The sequence below is a fragment of the Pseudomonas sp. AC112 genome, assembly GCF_979253545.1.
Map to the genome: position 1 here is coordinate 3830211 of NZ_CEEDCM010000001.1, position 24669 is coordinate 3854879.

At 59.8% G+C, this 24669-nt stretch carries 24 protein-coding genes and 1 tRNA gene; 15 read left to right on the top strand and 10 right to left on the bottom strand.

The annotated features are described in order from the left end of the window. Positions 1–168 precede the first annotated feature (168 nt). The 3 genes from AC0IYN_RS17695 to AC0IYN_RS17705 form a co-directional block, all read right to left on the bottom strand. A complete protein-coding gene (locus AC0IYN_RS17695; protein WP_003175643.1) occupies positions 169–495 on the bottom strand; it encodes an Arc family DNA-binding protein in 327 nt (108 codons plus the stop codon). A gap of 392 nt (positions 496–887) precedes the next feature. Next, positions 888–1067: a PA3371 family protein gene (locus tag AC0IYN_RS17700; protein ID WP_406598137.1), complete on the bottom strand. Its 180-nt coding sequence runs from the start codon at positions 1065–1067 to the stop codon at positions 888–890. Between the two features lie 11 nt (positions 1068–1078). Beyond that, on the bottom strand, positions 1079–1306 hold the full coding sequence (locus tag AC0IYN_RS17705; RefSeq protein WP_457239417.1) for a hypothetical protein: 228 nt from the start codon (positions 1304–1306) through the stop codon (positions 1079–1081). Between the two features lie 325 nt (positions 1307–1631). On the opposite strand from AC0IYN_RS17705, the gene AC0IYN_RS17710 reads away from it, so the two are divergent. Continuing rightward, positions 1632–1708 (top strand) — tRNA-Arg (locus AC0IYN_RS17710). A 269-nt stretch (positions 1709–1977) separates the two neighbouring features. After that, complete coding sequence (locus AC0IYN_RS17715) at positions 1978–3357, top strand: MFS transporter (RefSeq protein WP_457239416.1); 1380 nt, start codon at positions 1978–1980, stop codon at positions 3355–3357. Positions 3358–3416: 59 nt separating this feature from the next. Here the strand turns inward: AC0IYN_RS17715 and AC0IYN_RS17720 are convergent, their stop codons facing one another. From AC0IYN_RS17720 to flgA, 4 genes are all read right to left on the bottom strand, one after another. Continuing rightward, positions 3417–4166, bottom strand: a complete 750-nt coding sequence (locus AC0IYN_RS17720; RefSeq protein WP_078049871.1) for a flagellar brake protein — start codon at positions 4164–4166, stop codon at positions 3417–3419. 96 nt (positions 4167–4262) lie between these two features. Further along, positions 4263–4733, bottom strand: a complete 471-nt coding sequence (locus AC0IYN_RS17725) for a flagella synthesis protein FlgN (RefSeq protein ID WP_471842383.1) — start codon at positions 4731–4733, stop codon at positions 4263–4265. Between the two features lie 48 nt (positions 4734–4781). Beyond that, positions 4782–5105: a flagellar biosynthesis anti-sigma factor FlgM gene (gene flgM / locus AC0IYN_RS17730; protein ID WP_038846372.1), complete on the bottom strand. Its 324-nt coding sequence runs from the start codon at positions 5103–5105 to the stop codon at positions 4782–4784. Positions 5106–5247: 142 nt separating this feature from the next. Further along, complete coding sequence (flgA, locus tag AC0IYN_RS17735) at positions 5248–6012, bottom strand: flagellar basal body P-ring formation chaperone FlgA (protein ID WP_078049869.1); 765 nt, start codon at positions 6010–6012, stop codon at positions 5248–5250. A gap of 81 nt (positions 6013–6093) precedes the next feature. Between flgA and AC0IYN_RS17740 the strand changes: the two genes are divergently transcribed. The 7 genes from AC0IYN_RS17740 (at position 6094) to AC0IYN_RS17770 (ending at position 12359) form a co-directional block, all read left to right on the top strand. Then, positions 6094–7026 carry a chemotaxis protein CheV gene (locus tag AC0IYN_RS17740; RefSeq protein WP_033901287.1) on the top strand — a complete coding sequence of 311 codons (933 nt, stop codon included), beginning with the start codon at positions 6094–6096 and terminating at the stop codon, positions 7024–7026. A gap of 44 nt (positions 7027–7070) precedes the next feature. Further along, positions 7071–7898, top strand: coding sequence for a protein-glutamate O-methyltransferase CheR (gene cheR, locus AC0IYN_RS17745; RefSeq protein WP_016979774.1), 828 nt, complete (start codon positions 7071–7073; stop codon positions 7896–7898). A gap of 312 nt (positions 7899–8210) precedes the next feature. Continuing rightward, positions 8211–8618, top strand: a complete 408-nt coding sequence (flgB, locus tag AC0IYN_RS17750; RefSeq protein WP_010208346.1) for a flagellar basal body rod protein FlgB — start codon at positions 8211–8213, stop codon at positions 8616–8618. A gap of 3 nt (positions 8619–8621) precedes the next feature. Continuing rightward, the gene (gene flgC / locus AC0IYN_RS17755; protein WP_076949604.1) at positions 8622–9065 is read left to right on the top strand and encodes a flagellar basal body rod protein FlgC; all 444 of its coding nucleotides are present in this window, start codon (positions 8622–8624) and stop codon (positions 9063–9065) included. Positions 9066–9081: 16 nt separating this feature from the next. Beyond that, complete coding sequence (flgD, locus tag AC0IYN_RS17760; protein ID WP_406598157.1) at positions 9082–9807, top strand: flagellar hook assembly protein FlgD; 726 nt, start codon at positions 9082–9084, stop codon at positions 9805–9807. A 31-nt stretch (positions 9808–9838) separates the two neighbouring features. Beyond that, positions 9839–11143 (top strand): flagellar hook protein FlgE, encoded by a 1305-nt coding sequence (flgE, locus tag AC0IYN_RS17765; protein WP_471842384.1) that lies wholly within the window; start codon positions 9839–9841, stop codon positions 11141–11143. Positions 11144–11318: 175 nt separating this feature from the next. Beyond that, positions 11319–12359 carry a hypothetical protein gene (locus AC0IYN_RS17770; RefSeq protein WP_457239415.1) on the top strand — a complete coding sequence of 347 codons (1041 nt, stop codon included), beginning with the start codon at positions 11319–11321 and terminating at the stop codon, positions 12357–12359. Positions 12360–12461: 102 nt separating this feature from the next. Here the strand turns inward: AC0IYN_RS17770 and AC0IYN_RS17775 are convergent, their stop codons facing one another. Beyond that, positions 12462–15356: a ribonucleoside-diphosphate reductase subunit alpha gene (locus AC0IYN_RS17775; RefSeq protein WP_065909250.1), complete on the bottom strand. Its 2895-nt coding sequence runs from the start codon at positions 15354–15356 to the stop codon at positions 12462–12464. A 717-nt stretch (positions 15357–16073) separates the two neighbouring features. On the opposite strand from AC0IYN_RS17775, the gene AC0IYN_RS17780 reads away from it, so the two are divergent. Both AC0IYN_RS17780 and AC0IYN_RS17785 read left to right on the top strand, forming a co-directional pair. Further along, positions 16074–16799, top strand: coding sequence for a response regulator (locus AC0IYN_RS17780; RefSeq protein ID WP_406598160.1), 726 nt, complete (start codon positions 16074–16076; stop codon positions 16797–16799). Then, positions 16796–18406, top strand: a complete 1611-nt coding sequence (locus tag AC0IYN_RS17785; protein ID WP_471842385.1) for an ATP-binding protein — start codon at positions 16796–16798, stop codon at positions 18404–18406. The genes AC0IYN_RS17780 and AC0IYN_RS17785 overlap by 4 nt, the downstream gene beginning before the upstream one ends. Before the next feature lie 77 nt (positions 18407–18483). Here AC0IYN_RS17785 and AC0IYN_RS17790 read toward each other — a convergent pair whose 3' ends face one another. After that, entirely contained in the window at positions 18484–19200 is a 717-nt protein-coding gene (locus AC0IYN_RS17790) for a 4'-phosphopantetheinyl transferase family protein (protein WP_406598162.1), read from the bottom strand. A 137-nt stretch (positions 19201–19337) separates the two neighbouring features. Here AC0IYN_RS17790 and AC0IYN_RS17795 point away from each other — a divergent pair, with 137 nt between their 5' ends. The 3 genes from AC0IYN_RS17795 to AC0IYN_RS17805 are packed head-to-tail and all read left to right on the top strand — an operon-like array spanning position 19338 to position 21685. Then, positions 19338–19646, top strand: a complete 309-nt coding sequence (locus AC0IYN_RS17795) for a hypothetical protein (protein ID WP_471842386.1) — start codon at positions 19338–19340, stop codon at positions 19644–19646. An 18-nt stretch (positions 19647–19664) separates the two neighbouring features. Next, positions 19665–20342: a response regulator transcription factor gene (locus AC0IYN_RS17800; protein WP_015885446.1), complete on the top strand. Its 678-nt coding sequence runs from the start codon at positions 19665–19667 to the stop codon at positions 20340–20342. After that, on the top strand, positions 20339–21685 hold the full coding sequence (locus AC0IYN_RS17805; protein WP_406598163.1) for an ATP-binding protein: 1347 nt from the start codon (positions 20339–20341) through the stop codon (positions 21683–21685). The genes AC0IYN_RS17800 and AC0IYN_RS17805 overlap by 4 nt, the downstream gene beginning before the upstream one ends. Positions 21686–21740: 55 nt before the next feature. On the opposite strand, the gene AC0IYN_RS17810 is transcribed toward AC0IYN_RS17805, so the two are convergent. Then, positions 21741–22739, bottom strand: a complete 999-nt coding sequence (locus AC0IYN_RS17810) for an AraC family transcriptional regulator (protein WP_368945035.1) — start codon at positions 22737–22739, stop codon at positions 21741–21743. A gap of 338 nt (positions 22740–23077) precedes the next feature. On the opposite strand from AC0IYN_RS17810, the gene AC0IYN_RS17815 reads away from it, so the two are divergent. Further along, positions 23078–24409, top strand: coding sequence for a dicarboxylate/amino acid:cation symporter (locus AC0IYN_RS17815; protein WP_028617588.1), 1332 nt, complete (start codon positions 23078–23080; stop codon positions 24407–24409). Positions 24410–24669 lie beyond the last annotated feature (260 nt).

The window sequence follows — 24669 nt, forward strand, 5'->3', positions numbered from 1 at the left end:
CTTGCATGGCGCGCCGGCTTCCTCTGTAGGAGCTGGCTTGCCAGCGATCGCATCCCCTCGGTTTAACTCATAGACCGCATCGCTCGGATCGCCGGCAAGCCGGCTCCTACAAAAAATCCCAGGCAAAAAAAAGCCAGCACATGGCTGGCTTCGGCTTTCAGCTGCAAATCAATTGGCTTCTGCGGCCGCCTCAACGTCATGCGCGATAAGCGAGACGAGAGCATTTTGCTGGCGGTGGGAGAGCTGACGAAAACGCTGCAGCAGTTCGCGTTCGTGCAGCGACAGCTCTGGGCTGTCCAGGCGCATGCTCAACTCGTCGCCCAGCGCACCTTCCTGAATGAGGCTTTGTTCCAGGCGAGCGATGATTTCGGAGTTCATGCTGCGGTGATGATTGCGAGCCACCTCGGCAATGCGTTCCCGCATTCCGTCTGGCAGACGTACGACGAACTTGTCAGCCGTACGGCTGGAATAAATTGCCTGTTTCAATGGGCGCATATATTTAACCGGTTAGTTCAGGGGAGCGGTTTTTGGAATTGGCCGCAAGATGAGTGTTAAGACAAGGCTCACGACCAAAGTTCAACCTGAATTGCAAAGAGGCCGCATCATGCCTCAGATTTGACATTTCCTTGGCGTCAATTCTGTGACAAATATTGAACTGCCTAAAGGCTTTATGCCAGCACTCATTTGCATTTTTGCGGACTGGTTGGAAAACTTTTCAACGCGTAAATCCGCGAGGGAACTTCCCGTCAGTCCAGGCCACCACAGGGTTTGAGGCCGCACATCCTATCGCAAAGTGGCCTTTTGCCCTTAGTTTTAAGACTAGTGGCAATTTGCCGATTAGCGAGGGTCAGGCGACATAAGGTAGGCGAGAGGCAGGTGATGGGGGGTTAGCGCAGGACGGGATCGAATTTGATGCGACGACCTAGAATCAGGGTCAGCACCAGAAGGCTGGCAAATACGCCGCTGGCGATGAATGCGGTGGTTTGGCTGTCTGTGGACTCGGTGCCCATGCCCAGAACGACGGCCAACGCAGTCAGGCAGAGAAACAGCCAGGCGAATTTGTTCATCAACGACTTCCTCAGAAAACCCAGTGTTCAGACGCAGGTGCCGATTGGGTGCCCTGGGCCAGGCGGATTGGCGACTGCGCGTTCGGCGTCATGACCGCCAGTTGCGGACGTTGCTGCAGGTGGTGCGGCACGGCCTGGCTGATCTGCGCCGGGTCGTTGGCGCCTGTAGACTGGAAGTGAAACGTGACCAATGCAGCCAAGGCTACGGTGTTAAGGGCTAACAGAAGGGCACTGTTCATGATTATGTTCTCCGCTCAACGCCGTGGCTTGTTGGGTTTGTAGGAGAGGTATTGCAGGTGTCGTGCCAATCCAATAACTCAATAAAATCAACAGGTTGAGTCTACTTCATAGGGTGGAAAGGTTGCAATTTGCAATGATGGCGTTTTGGGGGAGTGCAATTTGCACGACGGCCATGGGCGCCCGTGTTTGCAGGGCCAAACCAGGATCATTCACAGAGGTATAGGCCTACACTCAAAAAGCCCACGGACGACATGACAAAACCTACCCTGACCGTTAACATGCACGCCGTCCGTCGCCATGCCCATGGTTCGACGGCTGTCATTTGTCCCAGTAGCTCAATTGGATAGAGCATCCCCCTCCTAAGGGGAAGGTTGGCCGTTCGAACCGGCCCTGGGACACCAGATTCAAAGCCCTGCACAGAACAGTCTGGCAGGGCTTTTTTGTGGGCGTTTTCCGAACCTGAGTCGAACCTTGAGGGTGTACAGGGTTCACAGCACGTACGCGGTGTATTTATCGCAATTCGTGTATCCAGCAAGCCACCGGACAGCGTCTGAGTCCGTAAGCAAAATAATCCCCGGAAACAGCCCCTACCGGCTGTCCGGACTCGGTCACCCCGGACTATCATGCCGATAGGCCTGTCTCTCACTGCAAGGAGCCGCTCGGAACGCCGATGCGCCAGATCTGGAAATCTTTTCGAGCCCTTTATTTCGCCTCCTTGATGATGCTGATCGGCTCCGGCCTGCTCAGTACTTACCTGGCTTTGCGCCTGGCGGCTGACCATGTCGACAGCCTGTGGGTGGGTGCGCTGATGGCGGCCAACTATTTTGGCCTGGTGCTGGGTGGCAAGATCGGGCACCGCCTGATCGCACGGGTCGGGCATATTCGGGCCTATGCAACCTGTGCCGGTATTGTCGGTGCAGCCGTGTTGGGCCATGGCCTGATCGACTGGCTGCCGGCCTGGATCGTGCTGCGGATGATCGTGGGCTTGGGGATGATGTGCCAGTACATGGTCATCGAAAGTTGGCTCAATGAGCAGGCGGACGCCAAGCAGCGCGGCGTGGTATTCAGCGGCTATATGATCGCGTCTTACCTGGGCCTGGTCCTCGGCCAATTGATTCTGGTCATGCACCCTCAGCTCGGTCTCGAATTGCTGATGCTGGTCGCGCTGTGCTTTGCGCTGTGCCTGGTGCCGGTGGCCATGACTCGTCGTATTCACCCGGCTCCCCTGCACCCTGCGCCGATGGAACCACGCTTTTTTATCAAGCGCGTACCGCAGTCGTTGAGTACGGTACTTGGGGCGGGTGTGATCGTGGGCTCGTTCTACGGCCTGGCGCCGCTCTATGCCTCCCAGCAAGGCCTGACCACCGAGCAGGTGGGTCTGTTCATGGGTAGCTGCATTTTTGCCGGCCTGTTGGTGCAGTGGCCGTTGGGCTGGTTGTCGGACCGTTATGACCGTGCGCTGCTGATCCGTTGTTTTGCCCTGTGCCTGGCGGTGGCTGCATTACCGCTGGCGATAATGACCCAGGTGCCGCTCGAAGTGCTGTTCGTGGCGGGCTTCCTGTGTTCGCTGGTGCAGTTCTGCCTGTATCCACTGGCGGTGGCGTTCTCCAACGACCATGTGGAAGGTGATCGCCGCGTGTCGCTAACGGCGATGCTGCTGGTGACCTACGGCGTCGGCGCGAGTGTCGGGCCGTTGCTGGCAGGTGTGGTGATGAAGATGTTCGGTAGCCACATGCTGTATGCGTTTTTCAGCCTGTGCGCGTTGATCCTGGTGTGGCGTATCCGGCCAAAAGCCGTGACCAACCTGCATCAGGTGGACGATGCACCGCTGCATCACGTCGCGATGCCCGACAGCATGTCCAGCTCGCCGCTGGTGGCCGCATTGGACCCGCGTGTGGATGAGCAGGTGGTGCAGGACCAGATGCAAACCGCCGCCCCGGAGCCGGAAGCGGATCCGACCCCGCCCTCGGATGAGCCGCCCTTTGAGGGGCCGCCTGAACCCCTGGGGCCGGACGACCACCCTCACGACCTGAGCAGGGCGCGCCCCTGACAGAAAAAACGGGCAGATCCCTTTAGGGGCTGCCCGTTTTTTTGCCGCGATCTTAAGGTTTAAAAATCGTCGTCTTTGTCGAAGCGCCGCGCTTCGCGTTGCAGTTGGTACACAAAGCGTTCGACCTGGCGCTGCACCAAGCCACTCATATTGTGGAAGCGCACGCCGGCAAACGTGGTGTTGATCTTCTCTTCGAAGTGCAGGTAACGCAACTCGACCGAGGTGGTCATGCTGCCAAAGGGCAGGGCGGCGATGAAGCGGTCATACACCTGGCCCAGTTGCAGGCGCTCGGAGATGTCCCCTTCAAAGCGCAATTTGCAGCCGGTAGCAGAAATATCCAGCAGCTTGCCGCTGATAGGCGCCTTGAGCTTCTCGCCACCCAGCTCGATATTGACCAATTGGGCCAGCTTCAAGGCGGCGCGAAAGGCGTTGCGGCGCTGATGGTAGACCACTTCGTCGGGCAGGCTGCCGGTGTAGATACGGTGGCCGTCCTTTTCGCTGATGCTCATGCCGCCGTTGCTTTCCCAGGCAACGCGCACGCCGTCATGGAAGCCTTCGATGCGGAAGGGTTCGCCATTTTCGAGGTGGCGTTCGCCGTCGCGGGGGATCATTTCGTCCAGGGCCAGGGTGCCGCTGTCCCGGTTGACGTCCACCAGGTAGCTCTGGAAGCGCTGGCTGCGTTCGTGGAAGGTAATGATCAGCGGGTCATGGCTGTCTTGCAGCATCCGCAAGGTGCTGGCGATTTCCAGAGGGGTGGTGAGGACCTTGGGTGGCTGCGGGGCATCTTCCGCATTAAGGGCGTTGAACACGGTTCTTCCATCTCCAGACAAAATACGACTACACGCAAGAGCAGGCATTCTGCCAGTATGTGACGCGCCTTGGATAGGCCGCGCCGTGATCCGGCGTCAGGCTTGGCTGCGGGTGCTTGGCTTGGCCAGGCGTGAGGTGGAGCCCTGAGCGTTGTAAAGCGCTGGAGGCTCTCCGCCGTGAAGTATACGCAACTGGTTGGCGGTCGTAGCTTGCTGAAGCTGGATCGACTGACCGTTGAGCAGGTTGGCTTCCTGGCACTGGGCGAGCAATTGATTGAGTTCTTTGCTCTGGGCCAGTAATTGATCGCCGACCGAGGAATGGCTGGCCAGCTGTGCCAATCCGTCATGGTCGGCGGGCAGGCCCAGGCTGACGAGGATCTGGCTGCGTTTCTTGCCGTGTTGTTCCAGTAGGACAATCAACGACTGCTTGCGCGCCAGGATCTCTTCCAGCAGGGGCATGTCCCGGCCGTAGAGGGCCAGGGATTCTTCCCTGAGCAGCTCGAGCAGCTGTTGGGTCGGGGCGAGATCATCAATGATCAGTTGAAGCAGGGTTTCGTCGTGATGCATGGCTGGCCTTGGGGTTTAAGCGTCCAAAAGCCCGGCGCAGGCCTTAGCCTAGCGCTCGGCTTCGAAATTAAGCAGCTTGCTGGCTACACGGTTGCTGTCGACTTTATAGCTGCCATCGGCGATTGCCTGTTTCAATTCGGCCACACGGGCTTTATTGACCACCGGTTGATCGCGCAGCGAGTCAGTGACCTTCTGCAACTGTTGAGCCTCATTGCTCAGGTGTACGGATTCCCCACTCTGGCTGGCGCTGGCCTGTTCTGCCTTGGCGGGCAGTGGCTGGGCCTTGGCTTCTACGCTGTCCTTGGTGCCGGTGGCGCGCGTAGGGGCCGACGTGGTCGGGGTGTTATTCAAACGACTGAAATCAATGACCATGATTAAAAAAACCTCTGGGTATTTGGACGCTTGCCATGTTTTCGGCCATACCCGGACAAACTTTAGGCTCGATTGACAATAAACTGCACAGGCCGACATCCAGTCGACAGTGTAGGAAAAGCGGGCGCCCGATACCAGTGTTCTATAAAGCCACCTCCACCTGGCCAGGTGCAGTGACCCGTGCCTTGATGACACGGTTGGAGTTGAGGTTCTTCACCCTTATCTGCTCACTCATGCCGCCGTTGGACAGCGCTTCACCCGGCATTTTGACCTGCAGCGCACCGCTGCTGGCGGAAATCACCACCTGATCACCTTTGCGGATCACCTCCGCCTGTTCCAAATGCACCAGGGTGATGACCTGATCGGTGACCACTGGTCGGGTCAGTTTCTGCCCGACGGCCTGATCGAGGGATGTCAGGTAACCCTGGCTGATCATGCTGATGTCGCGTTCGCGCAACACCACGTCCTCAAAACCGATGATTCCAGTGCGCTTGAGCGGGCGGGCAACGACCACCACATCGCGGAACAATTTGACTTGGGCGGGCACGAACACCGTCCAGGGCGAGGCGCCGTCGCAGCGGACCTTGACCGTCACGCGGCCGATCGGTTGAGCGGGGCTTTCCAAGGTGGCTGTCAATTCCTTGTCGCACATGGGCATGCGCAGGCGCGGGTCCAGCTGGTTGACCTGGATTTCGTAACGCCCCGGCGTCTGGGTGGTCGCCAGATAATCTTCTACAGTGAACTCAAGAAAGCCCTGGGTGACGCCGATAAGTAGATCAGGCAAGGTGACGTTGTCTGCGCGGGCCGTGGCGCCCAGGCCCAAGGCAAGCAACGCCAACGCTGCGCAGAGCGATCTGCGGTACCGTGTCAGGATGGGGCGTCGGGAAACTGTCGTTTTAATATCCATGACCAATAAATAGCAAAGGCCGTGCCGTTTAGCGTTGGGTGCGCGTCGCACCCTTTAAGGTTTTAGCGTAGGAGTCTGGGCATGGCAGGAGTAATGGATTCAGTAAACCAGCGCACACAGCTGGTAGGGCAGAATCGCCTGGAGTTGTTGCTTTTTCGCCTGGATGGCAAGCAGCTGTATGGCATCAACGTGTTCAAGGTGCGGGAAGTGTTGCAATGCCCCAAGCTGACGATCATGCCCAAGTCCAGCCCGGTGGTGTGTGGCGTTGCCAACATCCGTGGCGCGACGATCCCGATTCTTGACTTGGCCCTGGCCACCGGTTCGGCAGGTTTGCAGGACCGCGAGAACCCGTTCGTGATCATTACCGAATACAACACCAAGACCCAGGGTTTCCTGGTGCGCTCGGTGGAGCGCATCGTCAACATGAACTGGGAAGAGATCCATCCGCCGCCCAAGGGCACCGGTCGCGATCACTACCTCACGGCGGTGACGCGGGTCGACAACCAGTTGGTGGAAATCATCGACGTGGAGAAGATCCTTGCCGAAGTGGCGCCGACCTCGGAATCGATTTCCGTGGGTGTGGTGGACGCCGAAACCGCGCATAAGGCGATCTCCCTGCGTGTATTGACGGTGGACGACTCCTCGGTGGCGCGTAAACAGGTGACCCGTTGCCTGCAAACCGTCGGCGTGGAAGTGGTGGCCCTCAATGATGGTCGCCAAGCGTTGGATTACCTGCGCAAGCTGGTGGATGACGGCAAGAAACCGGAAGAAGAATTCTTGATGATGATCTCCGACATCGAGATGCCGGAAATGGACGGCTACACCCTCACGGCCGAGATACGTAACGATCCACGCATGCAAAAATTGCATATCATCCTGCATACTTCGTTGTCGGGTGTATTCAACCAGGCGATGGTCAAGAAGGTCGGTGCCGATGACTTCCTGGCCAAATTCCGTCCTGATGACCTGGCATCCCGGGTTGTCGACCGGATCAAGGCAGCAGATCACGGCTAGGGGGATTTCCCCCTGGCGGTCACACGATTTAAGAGGCGGTATCATTGTCTACGGGTAATTTGGATTTCGAACAGTTCCGGGTCTTCCTGGAAAAAGCCTGTGGCATATTGCTCGGTGAAAACAAGCAGTACCTGGTATCCAGCCGTCTCAACAAACTGATGGAGCAGCAGGGCATCAAGTCGTTGGGTGAGCTGGTCCAGCGCATCCAGGGGCAGCCGCGCAGCGGGCTCAAGGAAATGGTGGTCGATGCCATGACGACCAACGAAACCTTGTGGTTTCGCGACACCTATCCGTTTGAAGTGCTCAAGAGCAAAGTGCTCCCGGAAGCCATCAAGGCCAGCCCGGGCCAGCGCCTGCGCATCTGGTCGGCCGCCTGTTCCTCGGGGCAGGAACCGTACTCGATTTCGATGTCGATCGATGAGTTCGAGCGGACCAACATGGGCCAGTTGAAGGCTGGGGCGCAAATCGTGGCCACCGACCTGTCCGGCACCATGCTCACCAACTGCAAGACCGGCGAGTACGACAGCCTGGCACTGGGCCGTGGTTTGTCCCAGGAACGCCTGCAACGCTATTTCGACCCGAAAGGGGCGGGGCGTTGGGCGGTCAAGGCGCCGATCAAGAGCCGTGTGGAGTTCCGCTCGTTCAACCTGCTCGACAGCTACGCCAGCCTGGGCAAGTTTGACATGGTGTTCTGCCGCAACGTGCTGATCTATTTCTCGGCCGAGGTGAAGAAAGACATCCTGTTGCGCATCCACGGCACGCTCAAGCGCGGTGGCTACCTGTTCCTCGGTGCTTCCGAGGCGCTGAACGGTTTGCCGGACCATTACCAGATGGTGCAGTGCAGCCCTGGGATCATTTACCAGGCCAAGTAAACCGTACGCGGTAAACAATGTGGGAGCGAGCTTGCTCGCGAAAGCGCAGTGTCAGTTGATGCATGTATCAACTGACAGAATGCATTCGCGAGCAAGCCCGCTCCCACATTTGTTTTTGCGGCAAACCGTTCAATAGCGGCAACCCGGATTGCCGCTTTACTGGCACCACGCGGAAACCCGTTGCCGCTTTTCTGGCATTGCCGCCCGGCAATCCGCCCACAAGCCCTTTAAATACGGGCTTCCCACAAACTGGCACACACCTTGCTATAACCCTGTTAACGAACAGCAGGTCAGCCCTTAAAGGTTTCCGCCATGAGCATCAGCTTCGATAAAGCGCTCGGTATCCACGAACAAGCCCTGGGCTTCCGCGCCCAGCGTGCTGAAGTCCTGGCCAACAACATTGCCAACGCCGACACCCCGAACTACAAGGCTCGGGACCTGGACTTCTCCGCCGTGCTCGCTGCACAGCAGGACAAGACCAAGAACGGCACCTTCGCCTTGAACATGACCAACAGCCGTCATATTGAAGCGCAAGGCCTGAGCAATGGTGACGAGTCGTTGCTGTATCGCACACCGATGCAGCCGTCGATCGACCAGAACACCGTCGACGCCCAGCTGGAGCAATCGGCCTACGCCGAGAACTCGGTGAACTTTCAAGCCAGCTTCACCCTGCTCAACAGCAAATTCAAAGGGCTGATGTCAGCCCTGCGTGGAGAGTAAGCCATGTCCCTGTCCAGTGTTTTCAATATTGCCGGCAGTGGCATGAGCGCGCAGACCACGCGTTTGAACACCGTCGCCAGTAACATCGCCAACGCCGAGACCGTGTCTTCGAGCATTGACCAGACCTACCGCGCCCGTCATCCGGTATTCGCCACCATGTTCCAGGGTGGCCAGAACGGCGGCAGCGATTCGCTGTTCCAGGACCAAGGCGCCGCAGGCTCCGGCGTGCAGGTACTCGGTGTGGTTGAAGACCAGAGCAATCTGGAGGCCCGCTACGAGCCTAACCACCCGGCGGCGAACGAAAAAGGTTACGTGTACTACCCGAACGTCAACGTGGTCGAGGAAATGGCTGACATGATTTCTGCCAGCCGCTCGTTCCAGACCAACGCGGAAATGATGAACACCGCCAAAACCATGATGCAGAAGGTCCTGACCCTGGGTCAGTGATAAGGGGCGCCAAATAATGGCCATCGTTGATACGTCAAACAACACGGCAGTCCAGGACCTTTTCAATTCGAAGGTCAAGACTGCCCAGGACAACAGCAGCGTCAGTGACGCCGCCAACAAGGCGACGGGCAAGCAGTCGCTGGGCAAAGATGCGTTCCTGCAACTGCTGGTCACCCAGTTGAAAAACCAGAACCCGCTGTCGCCACAAGACAACGGCGCGTTCGTGGCCCAGTTGGCGCAGTTCAGCAGCCTGGAAGGCATCAACACCCTGAACGACTCGGTGAATGCGATCTCCAGCAACTTCAGCTCGTCGCAGGCACTGCAGGCGTCGTCGTTGGTAGGGCGCTCGATCATCATCCAGACCGACAAGGCCATGGTTGATACCAGCAAGAGCATGACCGGTTCGGTAGCGGTGACCTCGGCGGTGGGCAACGTCTCCGTCAAGATCACCGATAAAGACGGCAACGTGGTGCGCACCATCGACATGGGCGCCCAGAGCGCCGGCACCCAGAGCTTTATATGGGATGGCAAGAATGACAAGGGTGAGGTCGCTCCTGCGGGCACCTACACCTTCAATGCCACCACCAAGAATGACAAGGGCGACTCCGTTGCCCTGGCCACTTCGCTGCCCGCGACGGTAACGAGCGTGACCTTGAGCAAGACCGGCGGCGAAATGCTGCTGAACCTGGCTGGCGGCATGGGCAGCGTCAAGCTGTCGCAAATTCAGACTATCGGTACATAGAGCCGGCTAAATACGGCAGAGGGAGAGAAACATGTCTTTTAACATCGGCCTTAGCGGCCTCTATGCGGCCAACAAACAACTGGACGTGACCGGCAACAACATCGCCAACGTCGCGACCACTGGCTTCAAGTCGTCCCGTGCGGAATTCGCGGACATCTACGCCGCTTCCAAACTGGGCACTGGCCAGAACAGCATCGGCAACGGCGTGAACCTGGCGGCTGTGTCCCAGCAGTTCACCCAGGGTGACGTCAACAACAGCGGCGGCGTGCTGGACATGGCGATCCAGGGCGGTGGCTTCTTCGTGCAGAAGGGCAGCGACGGCTCGCTGGAATACACCCGCAGCGGTGCCTTCCGTGCCGACAAAGATGGCTACATCACCAACAACACCGGTACCTCGCGCCTGCAGGGCTACGCGGCGGATGAAAACGGCAAGATCATCAAGGGCGGCTTGACCGACCTGCAACTGAACCTGTCGTACCTGGCACCCAAGGCGTCCACCAAAGTCGACTCGACCAGTAACCTGAACTCGTCGTCGCCGGTTATCGACCAGACCGCCAAACCATTCGACCCTAGCGAATCCAGCACTTTCACTACCCAGAATGCCACCACGTTATACGACTCTCAGGGCAACGCCCATGAGATGGTGCAGTACATGGTGAAAACCGACGCCAACGTCTGGAAGTCCTACACGTTGATCGACGGCCGTAACCTGGATGGCTCCAAGCCTACAACCACCGGTGCTACCGCGCCCGTGCCAGCGACCTTTACCTTTGACGGCGCTGGTAAGCTCCTGAGCATGGCCGGTACGGGTGTGACCGGCACGACCCTGACGCTGACCGGCTGGATACCGGGCTCCGTGACCAATGGGACGTGGACGCCAAACAAAGCGACAGCGCCAAATATTGCGGTCAACATGGGCGACGTTACTCAGTACAACTCGGCCAGCTACCGCAACCCGCCGACCACTGACGGTTACGCCACTGGCCAGATCACCGGCCTGAAAATCGATGGCAGCGGTGTCATGTTCGCGACCTTCAGCAACCAGCAGAGCAAGGCCATCGGCCAGATCTCCCTGGCCAGCTTTAACAACGAACAAGGTCTGCAGCCGTCGGGCGGCACCACCTGGAGAGAGACCTTCGCTTCGGGCCAGCCGGGTTATGACGCGCCGCAATCCGGCACCCTGGGTTCGATCGTGGCCAACTCCCTGGAGAACTCCAACGTCAACCTGACCAACGAGTTGGTGGACTTGATCAAGGCCCAGAGCAACTATCAGGCGAACGCCAAGACCATCTCCACCCAGAGCACCATCATGCAGACCATCATTCAGATGACCTGATGCGGTAGCGCTGCACAAGAAGCCCCTCGTAAGAGGGGCTTTTTTGTGGGCGTAGGAAAAGTGCCTGCGACATATCGGGTTACGCGCTTTCAATCCTGGGAAGGAACGTGCCTTAGCCATTTTGCCACTGATTGGACCGGAGCCTGGGTGGCTCACCAAGCAAGGGGGCAGGGGTATGTGGCATTCAGGAGTGTCCTGGCCAGGGGCTGGACGTGTGGGGTATAGGCCTGGCCTGGCCGGTGGAGATACACCTGCGGTTGCGCCGGTGACTGAAGTGTCTGCGGCAAGGCAGTTGCTTGGCGAGCTGTTCGATGCGCAGCAGAGCGGCAAGCGCCAAACCGTGCAGGATACGCGCGACAAGTTGAACGCGCTGCGCGAGAAAATGGGGGACGAGGCGTTCAAAGACGTCCTCAAAAAGATGATTGAGGAGGCTGATGAGAAACTTCGCGCGTTTCTCAGGCAGCTGTTGATGCAGTGGTTTCCCGATGACGGCGATGCACCGTCACCTGCTCCACCAGTGCAGCCTGGTGGTGGCGGCGGTGGTCGCGGCCCTAGCGTTCCTCGAAGTGGTTTCGGGCCCTCTGAGTCCATGAGCAACAAGCCGATTACTGAGGGTGCAAAACACTTCAACTACATGCCCGATAACAGCAACCCCGGCAAAAAGCCTGACAATATCTGGAGTGGCTTCAGCCAGGGGCCGGATGGTAATTGCATCACGGTTTCCGCCATAAAAGCCGCAATGATGCAATTTGGCCAGAAGCCCACCGATGTCTTCAAAGACGTGAAGGCGACAGCGAACGGCTATGACGTGACGATGCGCGATGGCTTCAAGCTTTCATTGACCAACGAGGAAGTGAAGCAGGCGGCCCGGCATGCACAATTCAAAGGGGATGACCCGGCGATGATGACGGATGCCAACTTCATGTATGCCGCGAGCGCCAAGCGGGCGCAGATGCAGAACAACGATGGCACGGCGGGGCGCAGTTTCATGGACGCGATGAACAGCCTCAATGATGGAGAACACTCCCGTGAAGGTCTGGATCGCCTTGGGTTGAGCGGCCGCTACAGGTCTGCTACGGATTCCGAGTTGAGAAGCGGCAAGGTGGGAACTGTGGAATACGGCGGCCATTCGATGGCCGTGATCGATGGTCGCGTTGAATTGTGGGGGCGGCGAGGCGGAGTGCCGCAGTCGGGTACCGCAACCGTGCTGTTCTAGGCAGATCCCGTGCATTTTCCAGGCAAAAGAAAACCCCCGATACACCGCAGGCATATCGGAGGTTTTGCAGCCTTGGGTGATTAAACCCAAGGCGGGCTCAGCTTATTGGCAAGCTTCGCAATCCGGCTCGTCGATCGCGCAGGCTTTTGGCACTGGGGCTGGGCCGGCTGGAGCGGCGAGGACCGAGTCATCACCGTGGTTGCCGCTGGAAACAGCGTTCAGCTTACCGGTGTTGATGGTCGACTTCTCGGTGCTGGTCGCGGCCAGGGCACGGAGGTAGTAAGTGGTTTTCAGGCCACGGTACCAAGCCATGCGGTAGGTCACGTCGAGCTTCTTGCCCGAAGCACCGGCGATGTACAGGTTCAGCGACTGAGCCTGGTCGATCCATTTCTGACGACGGCTGGCGGCGTCAACGATCCACTTGGTGTCCACTTCGAAGGCCGTCGCGTAGAGCTCTTTGAGTTCTTGCGGGATGCGCTCGATCTGCTGCACGGAACCGTCGTAGTACTTCAGGTCGTTGATCATGACCGAGTCCCACAGGCCGCGAGCCTTGAGGTCGCGAACCAGGTACGGGTTGATCACGGTGAATTCGCCCGACAGGTTCGATTTCACATACAGGTTCTGGTAAGTCGGTTCGATCGACTGCGACACGCCAGTGATGTTGGCGATGGTCGCGGTCGGTGCGATGGCCATGATGTTGGAGTTACGAATGCCTTTCTGCACACGGGCACGTACCGGCGCCCAGTCCAGGGATTCGTTCAGGTCGACATCGATGTACTTCTGGCCACGGGCTTCGATCAGGATCTGTTGCGAGTCCAGCGGCAGGATGCCTTTGGACCACAGCGAACCCTGGAACGTCTCGTAGGCACCGCGCTCGTCGGCCAGGTCGCAGGAAGCCTGGATCGCGTAGTAGCTGACCGCTTCCATGGACTTGTCGGCGAACTCGACCGCAGCATCCGAACCGTAAGGAATGTGCTGCAGGTACAGCGCGTCCTGGAAGCCCATGATGCCCAGGCCGACCGGACGGTGCTTGAAGTTGGAGTTCTGCGCCTGTGGCACCGAGTAGTAGTTGATGTCGATCACGTTGTCGAGCATGCGTACGGCGGTGTTGACGGTGCGCTCCAGCTTGGCGGTGTCCAGCTTGCCGTTGACGATGTGGTTCGGCAGGTTGATCGAGCCCAGGTTGCAAACGGCGATCTCGTCCTTGTTGGTGTTCAAGGTGATCTCGGTGCACAGGTTCGAGCTGTGGACCACGCCCACGTGCTGCTGCGGGCTGCGCAGGTTGCACGGGTCCTTGAAGGTCAGCCATGGGTGGCCGGTTTCAAACAGCATGGACAGCATTTTGCGCCACAGGTCTTTGGCCTGGATGGTCTTGAACAGCTTGACCTTGCCTGGGTACTCGGTGAGGGCTTCGTAGTACTCGTAGCGCTCTTCGAAGGCTTTACCGGTCAGGTCGTGCAGGTCTGGCACTTCGGATGGCGAGAACAGAGTCCACTTGCCGTCATCGAAGACGCGCTTCATGAACAGGTCAGGGATCCAGTTGGCGGTGTTCATGTCGTGGGTACGACGACGGTCATCACCGGTGTTCTTGCGCAGCTCGATGAACTCTTCAATGTCCATGTGCCAGGTTTCCAGGTAGGCACAGACAGCGCCTTTGCGCTTGCCACCCTGGTTCACGGCGACGGCGGTGTCGTTCACGACTTTCAGGAACGGTACAACGCCCTGGGACTTGCCGTTGGTGCCCTTGATGTACGAACCCAGTGCACGCACCGGGGTCCAGTCGTTGCCCAGGCCGCCGGCGAATTTGGACAACATGGCGTTGTCGTGGATCGCGTGGTAGATGCCCGACAGGTCATCCGGCACGGTGGTCAGGTAGCAGCTGGACAGCTGTGGACGCAGGGTGCCGGCGTTGAACAGGGTCGGGGTCGACGACATGTAGTCGAAGGACGACAGCAGGTTGTAGAACTCGATGGCACGGTCTTCTTTCTGCTTCTCTTCGATCGCCAGGCCCATGGCCACGCGCATGAAGAACACTTGCGGCAGTTCGAAGCGGATACCGTCCTTGTGGATGAAGTAACGGTCGTACAGGGTTTGCAGGCCCAGGTAAGTGAACTGCTGGTCGCGCTCGTGGTTGATCGCCTTGCCGAGTTTTTCCAGGTCGAAGGTGGCCAGGACCGGGTTCAGCAATTCGAATTCGATACCCTTGGCGATGTAGGCCGGCAGAGCCTTGGCGTACAGGTCGGCCATCTCGTGGTGGGTGGCGCTGTCGGCGACTTTCAGGAAGCCCAGGCCTTCGGCACGCAGGGTGTCCATCAGCAGGCGTGCGGTCACGAACGAGTAGTTCGGCTCACGCTCAACCAGGGTACGGGCGGTCATCACCAGGGCGGTGTTGACGTCGGTCAGGGCCACGCCGTCGTACAGGTTCTTCAGGGTTTCGCGCTGGATCAGGTCACCATCGACTTCTTCCAGGCCTTCGCAGGCCTCGGTGATGATGGTGTTCAGGCGGCCCAGGTCCAGCGGTGCAAAGCTACCGTCGGCCAGGGTGATGCGGATCGACGGGTGAGCCTGTACGGCGGCTTCTTCGGCCGGGGAACGTACGGCACGTTCCTTGGCGCGCGAGTCGCGGTAGATCACGTAGTCGCGGGCCACTTTCTGCTCGCCGGCACGCATCAGGGCCAGTTCGACCTGGTCCTGGATTTCTTCGATGTGGATGGTGCCGCCCGAAGGCATGCGACGCTTGAAGGTCGCAGTGACTTGTTCGGTCAGGCGGGCAACGGTGTCGTGGATGCGCGACGAAGCGGCAGCGGTGCCGCCTTCAACTGCAAGAAACGCTTTGGTGATGGCGACGGTGATTTTGTCATCGGTGTAAGGAACGACAGTGCCGTTACGCTTGATCACGCGCAATTGGCCGGGTGCAGTGGCGGACAGATCCAGGTTCGAATCAGCGGCCTGCGGCACGGAGCCTTGCGGGTTCTCGCGAGTTGTGTCGGTTTGCATGGGGGGTTGTCTCCACATTCTATATTTATTTGGGCACCATCAAGGTGCCCACCGTTCCGTCCTGAAGCACTTACAGCAGGCCTGGGCCTGGCATAACAACTTCGGGACAGGAGGAAGGGAGCTGTTCGCGCCGCTTCCATGCCGAAGTCTTCGGTTAGGGGCTGTAAAGCCCTTGGCCGTATTCCTGGTGGGTAACAGTTGCCAGGTTCAAGCACTGCAACACCCGTACCGTTTTGCGCTGTTGGAGCGTGAAAACGGCTGCCATCCGCGTGCGCGGTTTGGTCTTTCAAAAAATGCGTTGGTTCAACCAAACGAGAGCAAGAAAGGGCTTGAGTTTCTTGTCTGATCTGTGTTTGGTCTTTTCGCTCAAAACCCTACATGTAGGGTTTTTTTAGCGCCGACCTACAAGATAATGCGTTTTGGGGGGCTTAGCAACGCACTACCTGTGGATAACGCTGTGGGTAAAATGTGTATGAAACGTGGAACTCCCGTGTAGGCCGCATTACTGCTGGAGTCGGCCGTTTGTCACCGAATATTCCAAGGCAAAAACAGCCGGTTGGATTTTTGAGGGCGCGAACCCTATCACAAAAAATCGCGATCACCGAATGGATTTCCCGGCTTGTGTTTGGGGACTGGCCCATGGCTACAATCGGCCGCAATGGGCGGTGATGTGGTTCAGATCATGCCCTCCTTTTATGACAGACATTGAGGTCGCCCGTGGAGCAAGAAGCCTGGCAGGTATTGATAGTCGAGGACGACCAGCGGTTGGCCGAATTGACCCGTGATTACCTCGAGAGCAACGGCCTGCGGGTATCGGTGGAAGGCGATGGCGCCTTGGCGGCGGCGCGCATCATCGCCGAGCAGCCGGACCTGGTGATCCTCGACCTGATGCTGCCCGGCGAAGACGGCTTGAGCATCTGCCGCAAGGTACGCGAGCGCTATGACGGCGTGATCCTGATGCTCACCGCGCGCACCGACGACATGGACCAGGTGCTGGGCCTGGACATGGGCGCCGACGACTACGTGTGTAAGCCGGTGCGCCCGCGCTTGTTGCTGGCACGCATCCAGGCCCTGTTGCGACGCAGCGAGCCTGCGGAGCCGGCAACAACAGAGAGCCCGCGCCGCCTGCAGTTCGGCCCCCTGGTGGTGGACAGCGCATTGCGCGAGGCCTGGCTGAATAATGAAAGTATCGAACTGACCAGCGCCGAATTCGACCTGCTGTGGCTGTTGGTGGCGAACGCCGGGCGCATTTTGTCCCGCGAAGAAATCTTCATCGCCCTGCGCGGCATTGGCTATGACGGCCAGGATCGCTCCATCGACGTACGCATTTCACGCATTCGCCCGAAAATCGGCGATGACCCGATCCACCCGCGCCTGATCAAGACGATCCGCAGCAAAGGCTACCTGTTCGTCCCCGAAGCCGCCGCCGACATGTCGCTGTGAACTCGATCTTCCTGCGCATCTATGGCGGCATGTGCGCGGCGCTGATCTTGGTGGCGCTGCTCGGGGTGCTGGCCCTGCACCTGCTCAACGAGGTGCGCAGCGGCCAGTACCGCGAGCGCCTGGCCCACGGCACCTTCGCGTTGATGGGCGATAACCTGCAACCCATGAGCGCCATTGAGCGCCAGCGCGCCCTGGCGGTGTGGGAACGCCTGTTGGGCATTCCGCTGGAGTTGCGCCCGCTGGCCGAGGCGCAACTGGACCTGAGCCAGCGCACTCGCCTGCAACGCGGCCAGGTGCTGGTCGAGCAGACCGGGCCGCACGCCGCGCGGGTACTGCGCTTGGTCAGTGATCGGGAGCAGCTTGTTCTTACCGGTGAAGTGCAGCAAATCAGCGAACAGCTGGCGCGCGCTACCATTTACCTGCTGGCCGACGAGCTGGTGCGCTTCCCCGTTGCCGAACAGCCGCAACGCCTGGCGGATATCAAAGAAGCCAAGGGCTTTGGCTTCGATATGCATTTGATGACCCTCGACCAGGCCGACATGGACGAAGATCAGCGCCGCCGCGTCTCGGAGGGCGATACGGTGATGGCCCTGGGCAAGGGCGGCGATTCGATCCGCGTGTTTGCCGGCATGGTCGGTACGCCGTGGGTGCTGGAACTCGGGCCGCTGTATCAGATGAACCCTTACCCGCCGCAATGGTTGATCCTGATCGCCTTGATCGGCCTGACCCTGATCGGTTTGATCGTGTATCTGCTGGTGCGCCAGCTTGAGCGTCGACTGCGCGGCCTGGAAGCCGCCGCCACCCGCATCGCCAAGGGCAATCTGGAAGTGCGCGTGCCCGCCCGTGGTGCTGACTCGGTGGGGCGCCTGGCTGCGGCGTTCAATGGCATGGCCGAGCATTTGCAGCAGTTGCTGGCGATCCAGCGCGAACTGGTGCGCGCGGTGTCCCATGAATTGCGCACGCCCGTGGCGCGCCTGCGTTTCGGCCTGGAGATGGTCGGCGATGCCACCACTGCCGAGGCGCGGCGCAAATACCTGGAAGGCATGGACAGTGATATCCAGGACCTCGACGGCCTGGTGGACGAAATGCTCACCTATGCGCGCCTGGAGCAGGGCTCGCCGGAGCTGAATTTCCAGCGGGTCGACCTCAATGCGCTGCTTGATCAGGTGATCGGCGAATTATCGCCACTGCGTCCACAGGTCAACGTGGCACGGGGGATTTGCCTGTCTTCGGCGCACTGGGATGATGCCTGGGTGGATGCCGAGCCGCGTTACCTGCACCGTGCGCTGCAGAATCTGGTGAGCAATGCCATGCGCCACGCACAGGGCCAGGTGCTCATCAGCTATCAAGTGGGGCAGGTGCGCTGCCGCATCGATGTCGAAGACGACGGCCCCGGCGTGCCGGAGAGTGCCTGGGAGCGCATCTTCACGCCGTTCCTGCGCCTGGACGACAGCCGCACCCGCGCCTCCGGTGGGCATGGCCTGGGGTTGTCGATTGTGCGACGGATTATCTACTGGCACGGCGGGCGGGCGTTGATCAGCAAGAGCAATAACTTGGGTGGGGCGTGCTTTAGCCTGAGTTGGCCGAGGGATCAGGAGAAACCCTGATACTGCTATCGCCGGCCGGCTCCTACAGGAAAATGCATTCCAAATGTAGGAGCCGGCTTGCCGGCGATAGCGGCCTATCAGGCGCCGACAGCCACCAGGCTCAATAGCTGCCCATCATCCACCGCAAACTGCCCTGCCAATTCCTTGCCATGGCACCACTCCTCGGACAAGTCCGTCAGCAACCGCAGCCTTATATAGCCGGCCTCAGTCCACTCCATCACCTCGGCATGCTCAAAATAGAAGCGCTTCTGCACAATCGGGTAGAGCGCCTTGAACAAACTCTCCTTGGCCGAAAACGTCAGCGTCACCAACAGGGCGTGCTGCTCGCGCGGGAGGGCGCCCATGCGCTGCAGTTCATCGGCGGTGAGGATTTCCCCCGCCAACCGTTCCGCCCGCTCCAGGTCCAGCACGTTCTCCAGGTCCATCCCCAGGCCGCGCCATTGCGCCTTGTGCGCGACAATCGCGGCGGCATGCCCGGTACTGTGGGTGATGGAGCCGCTGATGTGCGCCGGCCACACCGGAGCGCGGTCTTCACCGATCGCGGGGATGCAGTTGAGGTGATCCAGTTGTTGCAGCGCTGCACGGGCACACAGCCGGCCGGCGAGGAACTCGGCTTGGCGCTTGGCCACCGAGCGCTGGATGCTGGCCGGTGGCGGTACGGCACTGCGCAGGAAGTCGTCTGCCGTTATTAAGGCAGGGTCAAAGCGGGTGCTGAGAAACACCGCGCCCGGCAAGGGTTCAGGCAGGGGCCAGTGGGCGTCGAGTGGGGTGCAGCAAGCGGGTAGGGGATTCATGGGCGGTATTTTGCCGAGTTGATGGGCGTGAGGATAGCCCGCAGCGGTTCAGGTGCGGTTCAGAGCCTGTTCAGGAGGAGTTCAGGGGCGCCTGCGTAGCCTTGGGCATACACAGCCAAACGCGTAGAGGTAACACCATGACTGCGATCAAACAGCTGATGTTGGCGTTAAGCATGCTCAGTGCCACTGCCGGGGTGCAGGCCGCCGACGGTGCCTTTGCTGGATTCGGTGGTGAGAAGACCAAGAAATCCAGCACCTTGATCCAGCGTGTCAGTTTCGAAGAGTCTGGCAGCCAACCCGCGCCCTGGGGACAGTCCCTGGGCCTTGTAACCCCGCAGCCGGCCTACCGCGCCGGCTATGAACACCTGACCGCACAGTACAATGGCATTAAACTGCGCCCGCAAGACCTGCAGGGCCGCTATGATATCCCTCTGTCGGACAGTTGATTTGCCTTGGAGAGCCTTATGAAATTGCTGGTGGTGGAAGATGAGGCGCTGCTGCGTCATCACCTGTTGACCCGCCTGACCGACAGCGGGCATGTGGTCGAAGCCGTGGCCAATGCCGAAGAGGCCCTGTACCAGACCGGCCAGTTCAATCACGACCTGGCGATCATCGACCTGGGCCTGCCCGGCATGGGCGGCCTGGACCTGATCCGCCAATTGCGTACCCAGGCCAAGACCTTCCCGATCCTGATCCTCACCGCCCGCGGCAACTGGCAGGACAAGGTCGAAGGCCTGGCGGCCGGTGCCGACGACTATGTGGTCAAGCCGTTCCAGTTCGAAGAGCTGGAGGCACGGATGAACGCCTTGCTGCGCCGCTCCAGCGGGTTTACCCAGTCGACTATCGTGGCCGGCCCCTTGCTGCTGGACCTCAATCGCAAGCAGGCATCCCTCGATGAGCAACCGCTGGCGCTGACGGCTTATGAATACCGCATCCTCGAGTACCTGATGCGTCATCACCAGCAAGTGGTCGCCAAGGACCGCTTGATGGAGCAGCTCTACCCCGATGACGACGAGCGCGATCCGAATGTCATCGAAGTGCTCGTCGGCCGCCTGCGCCGCAAGCTGGAAGGCCCGGGAGGGTTCAAGCCGATCGACACCGTGCGTGGCCTGGGCTACCTGTTCAATGAGCGCTGCCGTTGATTCGCTCGCTACGCGTGCGCCTGATGCTGGCGGCCGCCACCCTGGCCGTGCTGTTCATGCTGGGCTTGTTACCGGCCATGCAGGGCGCGTTCAGCCTGGCGTTGCAGGACTCCATCGAGCAACGCCTGGCGTCGGATGTCACCACCCTGATCTCTGCCGCGCGCGTGGAGAACAACCGCCTGCTGATGCCGGCGCAGTTGCCCGACGAACGCTTCAACCTCACCGATAGCCGCCTGCTCGGCTATATCTACGACCGTGAAGGCCACTTGGTGTGGCGTTCGCGGGCGACCAAGGAAGAAAACATCAACTACAAACCGCGCTACGACGGGCGCGGTAATGAATTTGCACGGATTCGCGAGGCCAACGGCCAGGAATTCTTCGTGTATGACGTCGAGGTCAAGCTGCTGGGCGGCAAGAGCGCGGCGTTCAGTATCGTCGCGCTGCAACCGGTGCGCGAATACCTGCTGACCCTCGAAGGCCTGCGCGAAAACCTCTACCTGGGCTTCGGCGCGGCCTTGCTGGTGCTGCTGACCCTGTTGTGGCTGGGCCTGACCTGGGGCCTGCAAGCGCTGCGGCGGCTGAGCCAGGAACTTGACCAGATTGAAGGCGGTACCCGCGAAAGCCTCTCCGAACAACACCCCCGCGAGTTGTTGCGCCTCACGGGCTCTCTCAACCGCTTGCTGCACAGTGAGCGTGAGCAACGCGCGCGCTACCGCGACTCCCTCGACGACCTGGCCCACAGCCTGAAAACCCCGCTGGCGGTGTTGCAAGGCGTGAGCGAAGACATGGCCCAGCGCCCTGAAGACCGTGACCAGGCCTGGGTGCTGCAATCGCAGATCGAACGCATGAGCCAGCAGATCAGCTACCAGTTGCAACGGGCCAGCCTGCGCAAAAGCGGGCTGGTGCGCCATCAGGTGCGGCTGGAGCCCGTGCTGCAAAGCCTGTGCGACACGCTGGACAAGGTCTACCGCGACAAACGCGTCACGGTGTCTTTTGAGTTGCCGCAAGACTGCGACGTGCCGATCGAGAAGGGTGCTCTGCTGGAGTTGCTCGGTAACCTGCTGGAGAACGCCTACCGCCTGTGCCTGAGCGAGGTGCGCATCAGCCTGGTGGAAAGCCTCGAAGGCACCGAGTTGTGCATTGAGGATGATGGCCCTGGCGTGCCGCCGGATCAGCGTGCGCGGATCCTGCAAAGGGGTGAGCGGCTGGACCGTCAGCATCCAGGGCAGGGGATCGGCTTGGCGGTGGTCAAGGACATCATTGAAAGTTACGGCGCGCGGCTGACCCTGGGGGATTCGCCGTTGGGCGGCGCTGCGTTCAAGATTCACTTTCCTGCCTTGTGATCTTTGTTGGCTCCACTGGCCTCTTCGCGAAAGGGCCGACAAAGGCAATATAGCTCTAACTTTCCTGCGCGCGATACGCCCCCGGCGTCAACCCCGTCCACTTCTTGAACGCCCGATGAAACGCCGACGGTTCCGAAAAACCGAGCTGCTCGGCAATCTCCTGCAACGACAAATCCGCCCGGCCCAAATGATAGATGGCGATGTCCCGCCGCAGCTCATCCTTGAGCGCCTGAAAGCTGGTGCCTTCTTCGCGCAAGTGCCGGCGCAGGGTCTGTGGGCTGATATGCAGGTGCTGGGCGACGGCTTCCAGGTCCGGCCAGGGACTGCGGTCGCGGCTGAGCAAGCGGCGTAGCTGGCTGCTCAAACTGTCGCCTTCGTCCGGCCGCGACAGCAAGTCGGCGGGGGAGCGCTCCAGGAAGTGCTTGAGCGTGCGCTCATCCTGCAACAGCGGCAGGCTCAGGTAGCGGGCGGGAAATACCAGGCTGCTGTTCGGTGCACCGAATACCTGGGCACAGGGAAACAGCAGGTCATATTCGCTGGCGTGAGCCGGCTGCGGGTAGCTGAAAGTGGCCTGGTGCAGCCGGATACGCTGGCCGATCAGCCAACTGCCCAGGCGATGCCAGATCACCAGCAGGCATTCACTCAGGAAGTGATCCGGGTCCCATAGCTGTGAGTCGTCCAGGCTCAAGCGGGCCATTTCGCCTTCGCGTGTCAGCTGCCAGCGCGGGCCTTGCGGGAATAGGCTATAAAATAATAAGCCGCGTTCCAGAGCCTTCTCCAGGGTGCGGCAGTGGATCAGCGCATGACACATCATGGCGAAGGTCCCGCGTTTACTCGGGCCGTCGGCGAAGCCCAGGTATTCGTCGTCCAGCGCCAGCCAGAGCATTTGCAGCAACCGGGTAAATTGCTCCGGCGCGATGCGCGCGCGGGGTTCGGTCAACAGCTCCGGGGTAATACCCACCTGTTGTAACAGGCCCGAATAGTCGTAACCGGCCCGACGCGCCCCGCCGAGTGCGGCCCGGGCGTAATGACTGGCGATGGTACGTTCACGCATGCGAAGGCCTCGTCCATGAAAGGGCGGATCGTAGCATCCCCGGACAGGGTCACAAGGCGGATATCCGCCAAATTGTAGGACGGGATTGGGTCGCTGGGCGGAAATCCGCCACTCGATCGGGGGCTTGGAAGAAGGGCTGTAAAGCCCCAGGCCTGATGTCTAAAGGCCTTCAAGGATTTTGAGAGAAGTGGCACGGCGTTTGCGATAAGGACTACAGCGCAGGCCTGAACCTATAGGCCTCGCAAACAACAAATCCCTCCAGTGCAGGAGGGTTCGCAATTCAAGTGTCGTGGGCAATGGCGGATATTTGCCACACGGGACGATTGAGGAACTTTGCAATGACGACTCGTCAGCCAATCTACAAATCCCTGTACTTCCAGGTGATCGTTGCAATCGTTATCGGTATTTTGCTCGGTCACTTCTACCCGCAGACCGGTGTGGCCCTCAAGCCACTGGGTGACGGGTTTATCAAACTGATCAAAATGGTCATCGCCCCGATCATCTTCTGCACCGTTGTCAGCGGCATCGCTGGCATGCAAAGCATGAAATCGGTCGGCAAGACCGGCGGCTACGCGCTGCTGTACTTCGAAATCGTTTCGACCATCGCGCTGCTGATCGGCCTGATCGTGGTGAACGTCGTGCAACCGGGCGCCGGCATGCACATCGACGTAGCGACCCTGGACGCCTCCAAAGTGGCGGCCTACGTCACTGCCGGTAAAGACCAGAGCATCGTCGGCTTTATCCTCAATGTGATCCCTAACACCATCGTCGGCGCCTTTGCCAACGGCGACATCCTGCAAGTGCTGATGTTCTCGGTGATCTTCGGTTTCGCCCTGCACCGCCTGGGTGCCTACGGCAAGCCGGTGCTGGACTTCATCGATCGCTTCGCCCACGTGATGTTCAACATCATCAACATGATCATGAAGCTCGCGCCAATCGGTGCCCTGGGTGCCATGGCGTTCACCATCGGCGCCTACGGTGTGGGTTCCCTGGTGCAGTTGGGCCAACTGATGATCTGCTTCTACATCACCTGCATCCTGTTCGTGCTGGTGGTGCTGGGTGGTATCTGCCGCGCCCACGGTTTCAGCGTGATCAAATTGATCCGCTACATCCGTGAAGAGCTGCTGATCGTTCTGGGTACTTCGTCTTCCGAATCCGCACTGCCACGCATGCTGATCAAAATGGAGCGCCTGGGTGCCAAGAAGTCCGTAGTAGGCCTGGTGATCCCGACTGGCTACTCGTTCAACCTTGACGGTACCTCGATCTACCTGACCATGGCTGCCGTGTTCATCGCCCAGGCGACTGACACCCACATGGACATCACCCACCAGATCACCCTGCTGCTGGTGCTGCTGCTGTCCTCCAAAGGCGCTGCTGGCGTGACCGGTTCGGGCTTCATCGTGCTGGCGGCCACCCTGTCGGCCGTGGGCCACCTGCCGGTTGCCGGCCTGGCGCTGATCCTGGGTATCGACCGCTTCATGTCCGAAGCCCGTGCACTGACCAACCTTGTGGGCAACGCCGTTGCCACCATCGTTGTGGCTAAGTGGGTCAAGGAACTGGACACCGACAAGCTGCAAAGCGAGCTGGCGTCCGGCGGTACCGGTATCTCGGAAACCCGCGAGCTGGATGACCTGGGCGTAGCCGAAGGCCCTGCACCTGTCGTCAAGTAAACAGCTGATGGCGTGACCTGACGCCAACTGCTGCCCACAAACGCCCCGACTGGTTCGGGGCGTTTGCGTTTCCGGCCGGTCACTTTTGCCGTGTTTTGATTTAAATTAAGTGAGTACTTCATCAACAGCCGATGAGGCCTTTTTTTACTTCAACGCCTATTTAGTCGCACCGGGTCTTCGCAGATGAAATTTGCGCCGCGCGGCACGCTCTACATGCGATCATCAAATGAGCATTTGCGCTGGGGCGCGTGCGGGAGGTT